The 15,247-nt window shown below is 75.6% G+C and carries 12 protein-coding genes; 7 read left to right on the top strand and 5 right to left on the bottom strand.

Features of this window, described 5'->3' with window-relative positions:
• Window positions 1-307: 307 nt before the first annotated feature.
• Window positions 308-1,762: an L-lactate permease gene (locus tag ACFI33_RS02445; RefSeq protein ID WP_127435004.1), complete on the bottom strand. Its 1,455-nt coding sequence runs from the start codon at window positions 1,760-1,762 to the stop codon at window positions 308-310.
• A gap of 81 nt (window positions 1,763-1,843) precedes the next feature.
• Here ACFI33_RS02445 and ACFI33_RS02440 point away from each other — a divergent pair, with 81 nt between their 5' ends.
• From ACFI33_RS02440 to ACFI33_RS02425, 4 genes are all read left to right on the top strand, one after another.
• Window positions 1,844-2,998 carry a nitronate monooxygenase gene (locus ACFI33_RS02440; RefSeq protein ID WP_063189410.1) on the top strand — a complete coding sequence of 385 codons (1,155 nt, stop codon included), beginning with the start codon at window positions 1,844-1,846 and terminating at the stop codon, window positions 2,996-2,998.
• Between the two features lie 65 nt (window positions 2,999-3,063).
• On the top strand, window positions 3,064-4,401 hold the full coding sequence (locus ACFI33_RS02435; RefSeq protein WP_144786553.1) for a sensor histidine kinase: 1,338 nt from the start codon (window positions 3,064-3,066) through the stop codon (window positions 4,399-4,401).
• Window positions 4,402-4,457: 56 nt separating this feature from the next.
• Window positions 4,458-5,150 (top strand): response regulator, encoded by a 693-nt coding sequence (locus tag ACFI33_RS02430; RefSeq protein WP_119217690.1) that lies wholly within the window; start codon window positions 4,458-4,460, stop codon window positions 5,148-5,150.
• Window positions 5,151-5,503: 353 nt separating this feature from the next.
• Window positions 5,504-5,770: a hypothetical protein gene (locus ACFI33_RS02425; protein ID WP_127435454.1), complete on the top strand. Its 267-nt coding sequence runs from the start codon at window positions 5,504-5,506 to the stop codon at window positions 5,768-5,770.
• Between the two features lie 13 nt (window positions 5,771-5,783).
• Here the strand turns inward: ACFI33_RS02425 and ACFI33_RS02420 are convergent, their stop codons facing one another.
• Window positions 5,784-6,281 carry a TetR/AcrR family transcriptional regulator gene (locus tag ACFI33_RS02420; protein WP_238692797.1) on the bottom strand — a complete coding sequence of 166 codons (498 nt, stop codon included), beginning with the start codon at window positions 6,279-6,281 and terminating at the stop codon, window positions 5,784-5,786.
• Between the two features lie 242 nt (window positions 6,282-6,523).
• Between ACFI33_RS02420 and ACFI33_RS02415 the strand changes: the two genes are divergently transcribed.
• The 3 genes from ACFI33_RS02415 (at window position 6,524) to ACFI33_RS02405 (ending at window position 10,919) form a co-directional block, all read left to right on the top strand.
• Window positions 6,524-7,366 carry an ABC transporter ATP-binding protein gene (locus ACFI33_RS02415; protein WP_127435453.1) on the top strand — a complete coding sequence of 281 codons (843 nt, stop codon included), beginning with the start codon at window positions 6,524-6,526 and terminating at the stop codon, window positions 7,364-7,366.
• Between the two features lie 2 nt (window positions 7,367-7,368).
• Window positions 7,369-9,903, top strand: a complete 2,535-nt coding sequence (locus ACFI33_RS02410) for an FtsX-like permease family protein (protein WP_462623708.1) — start codon at window positions 7,369-7,371, stop codon at window positions 9,901-9,903.
• A 155-nt stretch (window positions 9,904-10,058) separates the two neighbouring features.
• Window positions 10,059-10,919, top strand: coding sequence for a VOC family protein (locus ACFI33_RS02405; protein ID WP_127435340.1), 861 nt, complete (start codon window positions 10,059-10,061; stop codon window positions 10,917-10,919).
• 89 nt (window positions 10,920-11,008) lie between these two features.
• Here the strand turns inward: ACFI33_RS02405 and ACFI33_RS02400 are convergent, their stop codons facing one another.
• From ACFI33_RS02400 to ACFI33_RS02390, 3 genes are all read right to left on the bottom strand, one after another.
• Window positions 11,009-12,019, bottom strand: coding sequence for a bile acid:sodium symporter family protein (locus ACFI33_RS02400; protein ID WP_036336767.1), 1,011 nt, complete (start codon window positions 12,017-12,019; stop codon window positions 11,009-11,011).
• Between the two features lie 118 nt (window positions 12,020-12,137).
• Window positions 12,138-13,133 carry a hypothetical protein gene (locus tag ACFI33_RS02395; RefSeq protein ID WP_049147022.1) on the bottom strand — a complete coding sequence of 332 codons (996 nt, stop codon included), beginning with the start codon at window positions 13,131-13,133 and terminating at the stop codon, window positions 12,138-12,140.
• Window positions 13,134-13,311: 178 nt separating this feature from the next.
• Complete coding sequence (locus ACFI33_RS02390) at window positions 13,312-15,195, bottom strand: ABC transporter ATP-binding protein (protein WP_127435341.1); 1,884 nt, start codon at window positions 15,193-15,195, stop codon at window positions 13,312-13,314.
• Between the last annotated feature and the right edge of the window lie 52 nt (window positions 15,196-15,247).

The raw sequence follows: 15,247 nt of genomic DNA, 5'->3' as shown, positions 1-15,247 counted from the left end.
CCTAGGCGGCGCACAGGCCGCCCCGCGTCCGCCGAAGGTCGACGTCGGCCCCCGCCTCGGGGCGGATCCGGCTGGCCACCCCGCCCGGCCGGCCACCGCAGTCCCGGCGCCTCCGTGGGCAGACCCCGCAACCCCATCGCCTTCGTGGGCAGAACCCACAACCCCATCGCCTCCGTGGGCAGACCCCGCAACCCCGTCGCCTCCGTGGGCAGAAGAGAGGGCACTTCTGCCCACGGAACGCTCTGGCTTGCCGCTTCCGCCCACGGAACCGGGCCGCCCCACCCGGGCCCCGCTCCACCCCCGCGCGTCACCGCGGCAGCAGGAACCAGCCCATCACGGCCATGCCGAGGATCCCGGCGAGCATGGCCGGCAGCAGCACCACGAACAGGTTCCGCCGCGTCACGGCCCAGCCGGGCATGTGCGGCGACTGCGCCCCCGCGGCCATGCCGTGGGCCACCTGGATGCGGGCGGGCCCGGCGACGATGCCCCAGCCGGCGGCCGCGTTGTGCAGGCCGTTGGACCAGGGCGGGGGGACGCCCAGGGCGGCGCCCGTGTCCATCTGCAGGGGGCCGATCAGGGCCATGGCCCCGGTGTTCGAGGCCGTGATGAAGCCGGCGAACGCGCCGAGGAACGGCATCGCCACCAGGTAGGACTCCCCCATCCCGCTGAGTGCGCCCGCGAGCGCCTGCGAGACCCCGCCGGCGGAGAGGATGAGCCCGAACGCCACGTAGAGCGCGTTGGGGATGGCCGTGCCCACCCAGAGCTTCCCGGCCTCGCGGGGGACGCGGCGGCGGGCGGCGGCGTCGAGGTGGAGCAGCCACACGCCCACGCCCACCGCCACGAACGCCCACAGCGCCGGCGTCCCCACGAGGGCCGCCGTTCCCTCGAGCCCGAACGTGCCCTTCACGGTGGTGCCCAGCACAGTGCCCGCCATGAGCGTCAGGTACGGCACCACGTCCCGCCCCGGCCCGGGCAGCAGCCGACCGCCACGGATCACGAGCAGCCAGGCCACGGTGAGCACGAACGTGGCGACGGCGCCCGCCGGCGCGGTGCCGACCACGAGGTTCGCCCCCAGGATCAGCGCCCACTGGGCGACCCCGGAGAGCACGGCGACGCCGAGCCAGGGCAGCGTGCGGGCCGGGCCGACGTCGACTCGCATGCCGCGCGCCCCGCGCAGCAGCAACACCGTGGCCACGCCCGCCACCAGGCAGGCCGGCAGGTTGAACACCGCGGCGGTGACCCCGATCTCCCGGAAGTCCAGGCCGAACAGGCGGGCGCCCATGAGCGTGCCCGGCGCCATGGACCCCCACGGGCCGATGGTGAGCGCGAGGACGGAGATCAGCGCGGACCGGAACGCCGTGTAGCCCAGACCCAGCAGCAGCGGCACACCCACGATCAGGGAGACGCCGAACCCGGTCACGGTCTCGAGGAACGGGATGACGCCGTGCACCATGAGCAGCGCGGTCGCGATCGTGGGGCCGTTGCCCGCCGACAGCCACGCGGCCAGGCGCGCGTGCCCGCCCGAGTACTCCATGACGCGGGACAGGGTGATACCGCCGGCGATGATCGCCAGGATCTCGAGCAGCGTGGGCACGCCGGCGCCGACCGCGCCGCCCAGGTCGCCCGGGGCCACGCCGAAGACCGTGAGGGCCAGCAGCACGGCCACGGCCGTCCCGGCGGCCGGGGCCACCCACGCGGGCAGCCGGGTGAGCAGCAGCACGAGGGTGAGCAGGATGGGTGAGAGCGCGAGCAGCACCTCCACGGCGCACCCCCTCTCCTCGTGTACTGCGCCCCACTGTAGGCGCGGGGTGGGGCCGACACCCCTCCCCTTACTCTGGGGGTCATGACGCAGCCATCCCACCCCGACGACGTCACCCGCGCCCGCCTGATCCCGCCCGTGCCCGTGGCGGTGGCCCCGATGGCCGGCGGCCCCTCGACCCCGGAGCTGGTCGCCGCCGTCGTCGGCGCAGGCGGCGGCGGGTTCCTCGCCGGCGGCATGCGGACGGCCGCGCAGATGCGCGCGCAGGTGGACGCGCTGCGCGCGCTGCTGGGCGCGGAGGGGCCGGACCGCTGGGGCGTGAACCTGTTCGTGCCGGACGCGGTGAACACGGCCATCCCGGACGCGGCGCGCACGGAGGCGGCACGGTCGGCGCGGGCGGCGGCCGTCGCCGCGTACCGGGCGGACCTGACGGCCGACGGCGCCGCCGACCTGCCCACGGCCGCGGACGTGGTCCCGGACCCCGACGCCGAACGGGCCGACTTCGACGCCCTGCTCACCGCCGCCGAGGAGCAGGCGTGGCCGCTGGTCTCCTTCACGTTCGGCCTGCCGGCCGCGGACGTGTTCGCCCGGCTGGCCGCCGCGGGCATCCCGGCCGGGGCCACCGTGACGGACGCGACCGAGGCGCGGGCCGCCCTCGAGCACGGGGCCGCGTTCCTCGTGGTGCAGGGCCACCGCGCCGGCGGGCACCGGGGCACGTCGGACCCGGCCGCGGAGCCGACCCGCGCCGAGCTGCCGACGGTGCTGGCGGCGGTGCGCGACGTCGTCGGGACGGGGGCCGCGGGCGCCGTACCCGTGGTGGCCGCCGGCGGCGTGGGCACCGCCGAGGACGTGCGCGCCCTGCTCACCGCCGGCGCGGACGTCGTCGCGGCCGGCACCGCGTTCCTCCTCACCCCGGAGGCAGGCACCTCGGCGGCGCACCGGGCCGCCGTCGCGGCGTGTGCGGCCGGGACACGCTTCTCCGCCGACGACGGCCGGGCCCGCACCGCCCTGACCCGCGCCTACACGGGGCGGTGGGCGCGGTCGCTGGCCACCGCGTTCATGGCGGAGCACCCGGACGCCCCCGCCGCGTACCCCGAGGTCAACGTCCTGACGAAGGGGCTGCGCGCCGCCGCCGCGGCCGTCGGCGACCTCGAACGCGTCCACCTGTGGGCCGGCACCGAGGCGCACCGGGTCCGTGAGGCGCCGGCCGCCGACGTCCTCGCCTCCCTCGCGCCCTGAGGACCGTCCCGGATCATCCCGCGGACTGACGCCGGCCCCTCGGCCTGCGGCCTAGGCTGGCCCGCGTGAACCCCCTGCGCCGCCTCGACCAGTGGACGCGCCTGCACCCCGTGCGCACCGACGTGATGGCCGCCGCGGCACTGTTCACCGTGCTCGTGGCGCTGCCGTGGATCGCGCTCGGGCCGATGGTCGCCCCGGACCCCCAGGGCCGGCAGACGGCCGTCTCCCTCCTGGCCGGGGCCGGCATGGTCCTGCCGTGGGCCGTGCGCCGGGTGCGCCCGGTGGCCTCGGCCGCCGTCGTGACGGCCGCGGCCGTCCTGCACCTGCTCGCCGGGCCCGAGTTCAGCCTGTCCCTGCTGATGGTGCCGCTCACCGTCTACAACCTCGCCGCGAACGCGCCCCGGAGCATCTCCGTGGCCGGGCTCCTCACGGGGCTGGTCGGCGGCGTGGCCAACGGGGTGAAGGTGTGGCTGTTCCCGGCGCAGTTCGTCACCCCCGACGGCCTCACCGTCCGCTCCCCCGCGGAGCCGCTGGCCATGGTCATCATGGCGATCGGCTGCGGGCTCATGGTGCTCACCGCGTGGGCGTTCGGCGACGTCGTGCGCAACCGCCGCCTCACCGTGCGCGCCCTCGAGGACCGCGCCCACCGCCTCGAGGTGCAGTCCCGGCAGGAGCGCGAGCTCGCCGCCGCCGACGAGCGCAGCCACATCGCCCGGGAGATGCACGACATCGTCGCCCACTCCCTGCAGGTGATCATCTCCCAGGCCGACGGCGCCCGGTACGCCGCCGCCGCCAAGCCCGCGCTCGCGGTCACCGCGCTCGAGACCATCGGCCAGACCGGCCGCTCCGCGCTCGCGGACATGCGCCAGCTGCTCGGCGTGCTCCGCGAGACCGGCGAGACCGTGGCCGGGGTGCCCGGCGTGACGGACGACGACGCCCGGCGGCCCGCCGCCGACGCCTCCCCCGACGGCCGCGGCGCCCGCCTGCCCCCGGGCCGCCGACCCCAGCCGCGGCTCGCGGACCTGCCCGCGCTCGTGGAGACGATGCGGCTGTCCGGACTCGAGGTGTCCCTGCTGGAGACCGGCACGCCCCGCCGTGCGCTGCCGGCGGGCGGCGAGCTGGCCGCGTACCGGATCGTGCAGGAGGCGCTGACCAACACGCTGCGCCACGGCGGGCCGGACGCGGACGCGTTCGTCACGCTCGCCTGGACGGCGCGCGGCCTGGACCTGCAGATCGACGACGACGGCCGCGGCGCCGCCGCCGACCCCGCCACCCGGGGCAGCGGCCAGGGTCTGCGGGGGGCCGCCGAGCGGACGGCCCTGTTCGGCGGGACGCTCGAGACGGGGCCGCGCGTCGGGACCGGGTACCGCGTGTCCGCCCACCTGCCGTACTCGGCGGTGTGAGGGGTGGCCGCCCCCGCGCCGCCCGCTCACCCCGTCCGACTTGAGAGGATGAGCCCATGAGCTCCGAGGAGACCGCCCCCGTCTGCGTCGCCCTGGTGGACGACCAGGCCCTGATCCGCTCGGGGCTGGCCATGCTCGTGGAATCGCAGCCGGACCTGATGGTCGTGGCGGAGGCGGCCAGCGGGCGCGAGGCGGTGGCGTCGGTGTCCGTGACGGGCGCCGACGTCGTGCTGATGGACGTGCGCATGCCGGAGATGGACGGCATCGAGGCCACCCGCGCCCTGCTGCGCCGGCCGGACGCCCCGCGCGTCGTGGTGCTGACCACCTTCGACCTGGACGAGTACGCGTTCGATGCGATCGAGGCGGGCGCCAGCGGCTTCCTGCTCAAGGACGCCCCGCCCGAGGAGCTGCTCGCCGCGATCCGCACGGTGCACCGGGGCGACGCCGTGATCGCCCCGTCCACGACGCGCCGGCTCCTGACGCACATGGCCCCGCGCCTGCGCTCGGACCAGGTCCGCAGCGCGGAGTGCGAGGAGCAGCAGGCGGCGGTGGCGTCGCTGACCCCGCGCGAGCGCGAGGTGCTGGTGCACATGGCGCAGGGCGCCGCGAATCTGGAGATCGCCGCCGAGCTCGTGCTCTCCGAGGCCACGGTGAAGACGCACGTCGGCCGGGTGCTGGCCAAGCTCGGCGCCCGCGACCGCGTGCAGGCCGTGCTCATCGCCCACCGCGCGGGCCTCGTGCAGTTCTGACCCGCAGTTCCTCCCCGGCCCGCTCCCGCTCCATCCCTGCCCCAGTCCCTGCCCCACCCCTCGTTGAGGCCCGCGGACACGCCGCTACGCCGACGTCGTAGCGGCGTGTCCGCGGGCCTCAGCAGTCGGCCTGGGCGCTGGGACCCCTCCCTGAGGCCCTCCTCAGACGTCTGTCAGTACAATCACAGGTCATACCTGGGTATGAGTCGGGCGGCCCGAAGTTCATCCTCATGGCCCTGCCGGTGCGCCCACCCCCTCCGCGATGCTGGACGCAGGCCCCGCAACGGGTCCGCCGCCGGGGTGCACGCGCCGACGGACGCCCCCGGCCCGACGCGCACTGGAGGAGAGGCACCATGACCGGCAGCATCCTGGACCAGCCCACCCCGACGACGTCCCGCGCCTCCGACGCAGCCACCGAGCAGGCGCAGCGGGACAGCGAATGCGTGGCCTTCTTCGTCGCGCTGGTGACGGCCGCCGTCGTGATGCTGGGCCTGAGCCTGTTCACGGGCGTCGAGGGGCTGCTCCGCCTGGCGCTCACCGCGGGCGCCGGCCTGCTCGCCGGCGCCGTCGCGTGGGCCACCGCCCGCCCCGCCCTGGAGGACGACGCCCCGGGCGACTGACCCGGCCGCGCCCTCAGGGCCGCAGGCCGCGCAGGTACGTGTCCAGCAGCCAGCCCCGCTGGTCCGGGCCGTGGCCCAGCAGCGCGCACTCCGGCGACCGGGTGACCATGAGCAGGCCGAACAGGTAGTCCGCCCCGGTCACGTCCGGGCCCACGAGCCCGGCCCGCCGCGCCTCGGCCACCACCTGGTCCGCGAGCTCGAGGATCACACGCTCTGCCTCGGCGATGAGGGCCTCCGGCGGCCGGTCGGCGGGGTCGAAGTCGTCCCGGGCCGCCGCGAGCGAGGCCAGGTTCACGGCCCCCAGGTCCTCGGCGAGCCGCCGCCACCGCGCCTCGGCCCCGCCGCCGTGCTCGGCCCCGCCCGCCCCGTCGAGGAAGGCCTGCAGGATCCCCCCGGTGCGGGCCACGACGTCCTCGAGCACGGCGTCCAACAGATCCCGACGCGTGGGGAAGTGCCGGTACAGCGTGCCCACGCCGACCCCGGCCTCCTGCGCCACCCCACGCAGGGACATCCCGCCCCCTGGGTGGCGATGAGACGGCCGGCGGCCGCCAGCAGGTCCTGGCGGTTGGCGCGGGCGTCGGCTCTCATGTCCCCATCATCCCACTCCGCCCGGCACCGCCCGGCGGCGGGGACCTGACGCCCTCGGGTCCACGCCTCGCCGGCCCGCCTCATCCCCGGGCATGACCTGCCGCCCGCAGAGGTGGTCCCCTCCTCCGATCCGCCCCGCCGCGTCCGCGCGGAAGAGTGGGTTCCATGGACACCGCTTCCTCCGCACACCCCGCCTCCCCCACGACCGCCGGCCCCGTCGCACCGGGGCCGGGCACGCCGTCGTCGTCCGCCACCACGACGACGGCGCCCGCCGTCTGCGCCCGCGGACTCACCCGCGCCTACGGGCGCGGTGACGCGCAGGTGCACGCCCTGCGCGGGGTGGACGTGGACTTCGCCTCGGGCGCGTTCACCGCGATCATGGGGCCCTCGGGCTCGGGCAAGTCGACGCTCATGCACTGCCTGGCCGGGCTGGACGCGCCGACCTCGGGCTCCGTGCGGATCGGCGGCACCGAGATCACCGGGCTGGACGACACCGCCCTGACCCGCCTGCGCCGCGACCGCGTGGGCTTCGTGTTCCAGGCCTTCAACCTGGTGCCCACGCTCACGGCCGAGCAGAACATCGTGCTGCCGCTCGAGCTGGCCGGCCGCACCCCGGACCGCGCGTGGCTGGAGGAGATCACCCGGGCCCTGGGCCTCGCGGACCGGTTGGGCCACCGCCCGCACGAGCTCTCGGGCGGTCAGCAGCAGCGCGTCGCCGTCGCCCGCGCCCTGCTCACCCGACCGGACGTCGTGTTCGGGGATGAGCCCACCGGCAACCTGGACACCGCCACCTCCGCCGAGGTGCTCGGCCTGCTGCGCCGCTCCGCGCGGGAGATGGGCCAGACCGTCATCATGGTCACCCACGACCCCGTGGCCGCCTCCGCCGCCGACCGCGTCGTGCTGCTCGCGGACGGCCGCCTGGCCGGCGAGCTCGTGGACCCCACGGTCGAGTCCGTCACCGCGGCCCTGACCGCCCTGTCCGCCCCGGCCGAGGGCGGGGTGCGCTGATCATGTGGACCGTCGCCCTCTCCCAGCTGCGCACCCAGCCGCGCCGCTACGTCTCCCTGGTGCTGGCCATCCTGATCGGCACCCTGTTCCTCGCGGCCTCCTTCCTCGTCTCCTCGACGGCGCAGGCCACCCTGCGCGCCACGCTCGGCAGCACCCACGCCGACGCCGACCTCGTGGTCCTGCCGGGCGGGTCCAAGGACATCTCCGACCTCGCCGGCACCTCCGCCGAGCCCGGCCCGCTGGCCCGCCTGGACGGCGTCGAGGAGGCGTACGCCCTGCGGATGGCGTGGGCGACGGCCCGCGCCGCGGACGCCGAGTTCGGCACCACGGTAATGCCCCTGCCCCGCGACCCGGCCCTGGCGGGCCTGACCGTGACCGCCGGCGCCCTGCCCGCCGCCGACGACGCCCGCGGCGTCACCCTCGACACGCAGACCGCGGACCGGCACGGAGTGGCCGTGGGCGACGTCGTCACGCTGGCGAGCGAGTCCGGGCCCGCCCCGGCCACCACGCCGGTGGACGCGGTGGTCACGGGCCTGACCCAGCCCTCCCCCGACCCGATGCTCTCCGGGCAGGCACAGGTGTGGGCCTCACCCGCGGCGCTGACCGCGGTGCAGGGCCAGGACGGGCAGGCCGGGTTCACCCCCCACCTGCTGCTGCGCCTGGCCGACGGAGCGGACGTCCCCGCCGTCGCCGAGGACGCCCGCGCCGAGGCCACAGCGGCCGGGGTGGACGCCGACGTCGCGACCCCAGACGAAGCCGTGCGCTCGGCGGTGACGCAGCTGAGCGGCGGCACCGACCTGCTGGGCTGGGTGCTCGGCGGCTTCGCGGCGCTGGCCCTGCTGGTGACCGCGCTGGTCATCGCGAACACCTTCCAGGTGCTCGTGGCCCAGCGCACCCGTGACCTCGCGCTGCTGCGCACCATCGGCTCGACGACGGCCCAGGTGCGGGCCTCCGTGCTGACCGAGGCCGCCGTCGTGGGCGTGGTGGGCTCCGTGCTGGGCGCCGGTCTCGCCGTGGCGATCGTGGCCGGCGTGGCCGCGGCCGCCCGCGAGATGCTGGACCTGCCGTTCCTCACGTTCGGTCTGCACCCGGCCGGGCTCGCCGTCTCGGTGGCCGTGGGTGTGGCGGTGACGGTCCTGGCCGCGCTGGCCCCCGCGGTGGCCGCGACGCGCGTCGCCCCGCTCGAGGCCCTGCGGCCCAAGGACGAGGTGACCGCCGGATCGCGCGGCGGCCGGGTCCGCACGGCGATCGGGCTGGTGCTGGCCGTCGGCGGCACCGCGCTCATGCTGGGGGGTGTGTCCGTCCGGGAGCCGGTCTCAGCGATCGGCGGCGGCGCGCTGTCCTTCGTGGGCGTGCTCCTGCTGGCACGGCTGTTCGTGCCCGCCGCGGTGCGGGGGGCGGCCGCGCTGGCGCGTCCGGCCGGCGTCCCCGGGCACCTGGCCGGGCTGAACGCGGTGCGCCACCGGTCCCGGACCGCTGCCACCGCCGCGGCCCTGCTCGTGGGCACCACCCTCGTGGCGCTGTTCCTCACCGGCGGGCGCACCGCCCAGGAGCAGACGGCCCTCGCCCTGGACACCGCCTACCCGGTGGACCTCGTGGTGCAGCTGCCCGCCGACGCGGACCCGGCCCGCGCGGCCGAGGCCGTCGCCGCGACGGAGGACGTGCAGGCGGTGGCCCTGGCCACCCCCGTGGGCACCACGGAGAACGGGTCCCCCGTGCTGGCGACGCCGGCGGCGGACCTGCGCGCCGTCGTCGCGCGCCTGCCCGAGGGCGTCACCGGCCTCGGCGACCCCGGCACGGCGCTCGTGCCCGACTGGGTCGAGGCGGATCCGGTCCGCGCGGAGGTGGCGGGGGCCGCGCAGACGTTCGCCCCGGTGCGCGCCGGCTCGCTGAGCTCCGGCGTGTACGTGGCGGCCGAGCCGCTGCGCGAGGCCGGGTGGGACGGGGCCCCGGGCGCCGCCGTGCCGGGCCAGCTGCTCGTCGCCCTCGACCCCGGCGTCCCCGTCGACCGCCTGCAGGGCCTGAGCGAGGACGTGACCCGGGCCGCGGGCGACGGGGCGGCCGTGATCGACGGCGGGGCCGGCGAGCGCGCGCTCTACGCCCGGATCATCGACGCGATGCTCGGCATCGTGGTGGCGCTGCTGGCGGTGTCCGTGCTGATCGCGCTGATCGGCGTGGCGAACACGCTGAGCCTGTCCGTGATCGAGCGGACGCGCGAGAACGCTTTGCTGCGGGCACTCGGCCTGACGCGGGGCGGGCTGCGCGGGACGATCGCGATCGAGGCCGTGCTGATCGCGGCCGTGGCCGCCGTGCTGGGCTGTGCCCTCGGGGTGCTCTACGGCTGGGCGGGGGCGCAGCTGGTCCTCGCCGACCTCTCCGCGACCGCGGGCGCCGGGACCGCGGTGCGCCCGGCCGTGCCGTGGCGCGAGCTCGGGCTGGTGGTGGCCGTGGCGGCGCTGGCCGGGCTGGCGGCGTCGCTGCTGCCCGCGCGTCGGGCGGCCCGGCTGAGCCCCGTGGCGGGCCTGGCCGCGGTGTGAGCGGGCGGGGCGGTGCCGCTGGGAATCGTCGGCGGATCTCACCCTTCTGACCGTCTGTCGGCGCGCCAGGAGGGTCGGATCCGCAGAAGATCCCGCCCCGGCGACGCGCCCGAGACCTCGTGACGGAGTCCCGGGCGCGCCCTACGCTGAGCCGCATGAGCGAGAGCACCCACGCCACCCCGCCCGCCCCCGCCGGATCCCCCGCCTGGATCGACTACACCGCCCCCGACTTCGCCCGCCAGCGGGCCTTCTACGAGGCCCTCTTCGGTTGGACCTTCACCGACTCCGGCGAAGAGTTCGGCCACTACCTGATGATCACCAAGGACGGCGCCTCCGTGGGCGGCGCCATGGACGCCGACCAGGTCTCGCAGATGACCGGCGAGGACCCCCTGCCCGCCGCGTGGACCGTCTACCTGCGCACGCAGGACATGGACGCCACCCTCACCGCGGTGCGGGAGAACGGCGGCGCCGTGCTCGTGGACGCGATGCCCGTCGGCGACCTCGGCGTGATGGCCGTGGCCGAGGGCCCGGGCCACGAGGTCGTGGGCTTCTGGCAGTCCGGCACCTTCCCCGGCCACGATCTGCCGCTCACCCCCGGCACCTCCGTGTGGTTCGAGCTCCTGACCACCCGCTTCGACGAGTCCGCCGAGTTCTACCGCGCCGTGGCCGGCTGGCAGCCCACCCTGATGGGGGACGACGACGCCCCGGAGGACACGCAGACCGTAGCCGACGCCGAGGACGCGGCCCACGACAGCCCCCGCTACGCGACGAACCACCCGTTCGACCGCGCGACCGCGGGCCTGTGCGACGCGCGGACCTGGCTGCCGCCGAACACCGTGGGGTACTGGCGCGTGTACTTCGCCGTGGCGGACACGGACCGCGCGCTCGAGGTGATCCGCGAGCACGGCGGCACGGTCCTGGACGGCCCCCAGGACTCCCCGTTCGGCCGCGTCACCACCGTGCTGGACCCCGCCGGGGCCACGTTCCAGATCAACGAGCCGCCGGCCGAGGGCTGACGGCCGCCGTCGTCGACCGACGACCGTTGACCGTCCGGAATCGTCTGCGGATCTGACCCTTCTGGACGTCCGATCCCGCCTCGGAAGGGTCAGATCCGCAGACGATCCGCCGGGGCCGAACCGGGGACGCCCGCGGCCCTGCGGCCGTCCGCACGGCGGTAGGCCATCGCGAGCACGGCCCCGGAGAGGTTGTGCCAGATCGAGAACACGGCGCCCGGCAGGGCTGCCGCCGGCGAGATGTACTGCGCGGCGAGGCCCGCGGCCAGGCCCGAGTTCTGCATGCCGACCTCGATCGAGACCGTGCGCGCCACGGGCGTGGGCAGCCGGAACAGCTTCGCCGCGCCGTAGCCGAGCAGGTAGCCGAGCCCGTTGTGCAGCACCACCGCTGCGAACACCAGCAGGCCCGCCGACAGCACGCGGGAGGCGCTGTTGCCGACGACGGCGGCCACCACCAGCGCGATGAACACCACCGAGACCCACGGCAGGGCGGGCAGCACGCGGTCGACGACGCGGCGCAGCAGCAGGCGCACGACGAGTCCGCCTAGGACCGGCAGGAGCACGATGTTCACGATGGACTTGGCCATGGCGCCGCCGTCGACGGCCATGTACTGGCCGGCCAGCCACAGGGTGAGCAGCGGCGTGAGCAGCGGGGCCAGGAGCGTGGACACGGAGGTCATGGCCACGGAGAGGGCGGTGTCGGCGCGGGCGAGGTAGCTGACCACGTTCGAGGACGTGCCGCCCGGGGCCGAGCCCACGAGGATCACGCCCGCCGCGAGCTCGGGCGGCAGCTGGAGCACGACGGCGACGCCGAGCCCCAGCAGCGGCATGATCGCGTACTGCGCCACCACGCCCAGCAGCACGGGCAGCGGCCGGCGGGCGACGAGGCCGAAGTCCGGAAGGGTCAGCGTCAGGCCCATGCCGAACATGATGATCCCGAGGAACAGGTTGACCTGGGGCAGCAGCGTCTTCGCGGCGGTCGGGGCGAGGAAGCCCACGAGCGCGGCGGCGAGCACCAGCAGCGGGAAGACGGTGACGGCGATGCGGGCGGAGCGGTCTTCCGCGCGGCGGGCGTCGGTGGGGGCGGGATCCGGTGCGGTCATCCCGTCATGGTAAGAGCGGGGCCGCGGTGCGTCGTCGCGTGACGCGGCGCCGTCGTCGGCCTTCCGGAATCTTCTGCGCCCCTGACCCTTCTGGACGTCCGCTCCCGCCCCAGAAGGGTCAGTTCCGCAGACGATCCTCCGCGCCACCGGCGTCGAGACCGCCACGCTCCGCGATCGCGGCCCGCACCAGCGCCGCCGTCTCGACGAATCCCCGCCACCGGTCCGTCCCCGCCACCCGGATGTTGAGCCAGCCCTGACGCAGGAACACCGCGTCCCGGCGGGTGTCCTTGCCGACCTGCGCGGCGCCGTCGTGGGTCTTGCCCTCGTAGTGGATCGCGATCCGCCACCGCCGGTAGCCGAGGTCCGCGCTGGCGGGGTGCCACAGCGAGTAGTCCGGGTCCCAGAGCTCGATCTGCAGGTCCGGCTCGGGCAGCCCCGCGGCCATCAGCGCCAGGCGCAGTTCGGTCTCGGCCGGGGAGTCGGAACCGGTGCGCACGAGCGCGAGCGCCTCCCGCGCCCGCACGATCCCGGCCTCGCCGGTGTGCCGCTCGAGCGCGGCGCCGAGCTCCCGGCGGGTGGCCAGCGCGACCTTCCCCCGCCGTTCGTCCTCCCGTGCCAGCCGATCTCCGACCGCCACGAGCGCGTCTCGGTCCAGGACGGTGGCCAGGTGGAACCAGGTGTCGGCGTGCGAGGTCCATCGCAGCCCGTGCAGCCGGTCCCTCCGCACGAGGACGCGGTCCAGGTCCACGAGCCGGGTGCGCACGCCGGGCTCCCGTAGCACCCGGCGGGTGCGGGACCGCAGGACGGTAGGACGCACCCGGGCCTTCACGTCGTCCGGGAGGGGCCAGCCCAGCAACCGGGCCACGGACTCTCCGGTCACCACGACGTCGGGACGCATCGCCGCCAGGTCCTGCAGCCGGGACAGCTCGGTGGCGAGGGGACGCGCGGGCGGCGTCGCCCCGGTGACGGGGCCGATCCAGCGGTAGTGGCCGTGCGCGACGCGTTCGACGTCCCGGCTGCGCAGCCGCGACCCGGACACCCCGGCGGCCAGCGCCTGCGCCCGCGTGAACGGGGCGTCCTGGAGGTGGGCGGGGAAGGGTCCGGGCACGCGCATGGCCCCGATCCTGCTCGCTCCCGACGTCGGCGGGCCCGGTTGTCCACAGGCCCTGCGGAGGCGTCGGGCCGACGTCGTCGTGGACGTCCTGCCGCGCGCTGGGAATCCGTTGCACATCTGACCCTTCTGGGCCGCCGCGCAGCGCTCGGAAGGGTCGGATCCGCAGAAGATTCCGGGATCACCCGCTCAGCCCGTACTCCTTCAGCATCTTCCGGGCCTCCTGGGTGCCGGCCCTCTGCAGCTCGAGCAGCTGCGCGTAGATCCCGCCGGACGCGGCCAGCTCGGCCGGGGTCCCGATCTCCTGCACCTGCCCGCCGCGCAGCGTGACGATCCGGTCCACGGACGCGATCGTGCTCAGCCGGTGCGCCACGATCAGGCTCGACCGCCCCACCATCAGGTCCTCGAGGGCCGCCTGCACGAGCCGTTCTGACTTCGTGTCCAGTGCGGAGGTGGCCTCGTCCAGCACAAGGATCGGCGCGTCCTTCAGCACGGCCCGCGCCACCGCGATCCGCTGCTTCTGCCCGCCGGACAGCCGCAGCCCGCGCTCGCCGATCACCTGTTCGTAGCCGTCGTCGAACGCCGCCACGAACCGGTGCGCGTACGCGGCCTGCGCGGCGGCCCGGACGCGTTCGTCGGAGGCGTCGGCGTCCGCGTAGGCGATGTTCTCGCGCACCGTCCCGGAGAACAGGCTCGGCTCCTGGAACACGGTGGCGATCCGCCCGCGCAGCGCGGCCAGGTCCAGCCCGGCGACGTCCTGTCCGAACACCTCGATGCGTCCGCTCGTCACCGGGTACAGGCCCAGCAGCAGGTGCGCGATGGTCGACTTCCCGCCGCCCGACTCGCCCACGAGCGCCACCCTGGCACCCTGCGGGATGTCGAAGGACACGCGGTCCAGCACGGGGCGGGAGGCGTCGGCGTCGTAGGCGAAGGAGACCTCGTCGAAGCGCACGGCCGGCACGTCCGCGGGGACGTCCGGCGCACCCGGCACGACGTCGGCCCGCGGCTCCGCCGGCACGCGCGGTGCGTCCGCACCCGCCGACTCCGCACTCGCGCTCGCCGCCGCGAGCGCCGCCCCGCCGGCCCGCTCGCGCTCCTCGGCGAGCACCTCGAAGTAGTCCTTCGACCCGGCGACGGCGCGCTGGGCGGAGTCCACGAGGAAGCTCATGGAGAAGATCGGCTGCCGGGCCATGTTCATCAGCTGCAGGAGGATCACCATGTCGCCCACGGAGAACAGGCCCTGCGCGGTGCGGACGAACACGATCAGGTACATCGCGCCGAAGGCCACGTTCAGGGCGAGCCGGCGCCCGGCGTCCATGCCGTGCCAGAACCGGGACTGCTGCCGGGTGATCTCCACGGTCCGCAGGAACCGGTCGCGGAACCCGGTGAGCTCGTGGTCCTGCCGGTTGTAGGCCCGCACCACGGACATCTGGGAGACCACCTCGGCGAACCGCCCCGAGGCGACGTCCACCTCCGTGTTCTTCTCCCCCTCCCACACCTGCCACTTCGCGGACGTCCGCGCGGTGAGCCACATGTACACGGGGAAGACGACGGCCAGCAGGATCGCCAGCGGCCACCAGTAGAACGCCGTGATCACGAGCACCGCGGCGGTGGTGACGAGCATGGTGAACGCGTTGTTCGCGAAGAACTGCAGAAACTGGGTGATCTCGTTGATGGTGCGGTTCAACCGGTTGACGACCCGCCCGGTGATCGCGGTGTCGAAGTACCGCTGGGGCAGGTGCAGCAGCTGCTCGAAGTACCGCGTGGAGAGAATGGTGCGCATGCGCGCGGCCATCACGTCGCCCCAGTAGCCGCCCACGCTCACCACCAGGGTGGTCGCCACCTCGACGGCGAGGAACGCGACCGCCAGCCAGGTCACCGCGGTGACGGCCTCGGCCACGTCGGTCTCCCCCGCGACGGCGGCGACGATCCGGTCCGTGGCCGCACCGATCAGGAACGGGGTGGCCAGGGCCAGCACCGCGGCCAGCACGGAGCTGACGGCGATGCCGAGGTAGAGGCGGTGGAGCTGGGGCGCGAAGCGCAGGATGCGGAGCAGCGACGTCACCCGGCCAGGCTAGTGGCCGGTGCGGACATCAGCGCGGGCCGGTCGGCCCGCC

The organism is Micrococcus sp. PSi08, from assembly GCF_054960655.1.
This window is presented reverse-complemented; position numbering and strand designations above follow the sequence as displayed.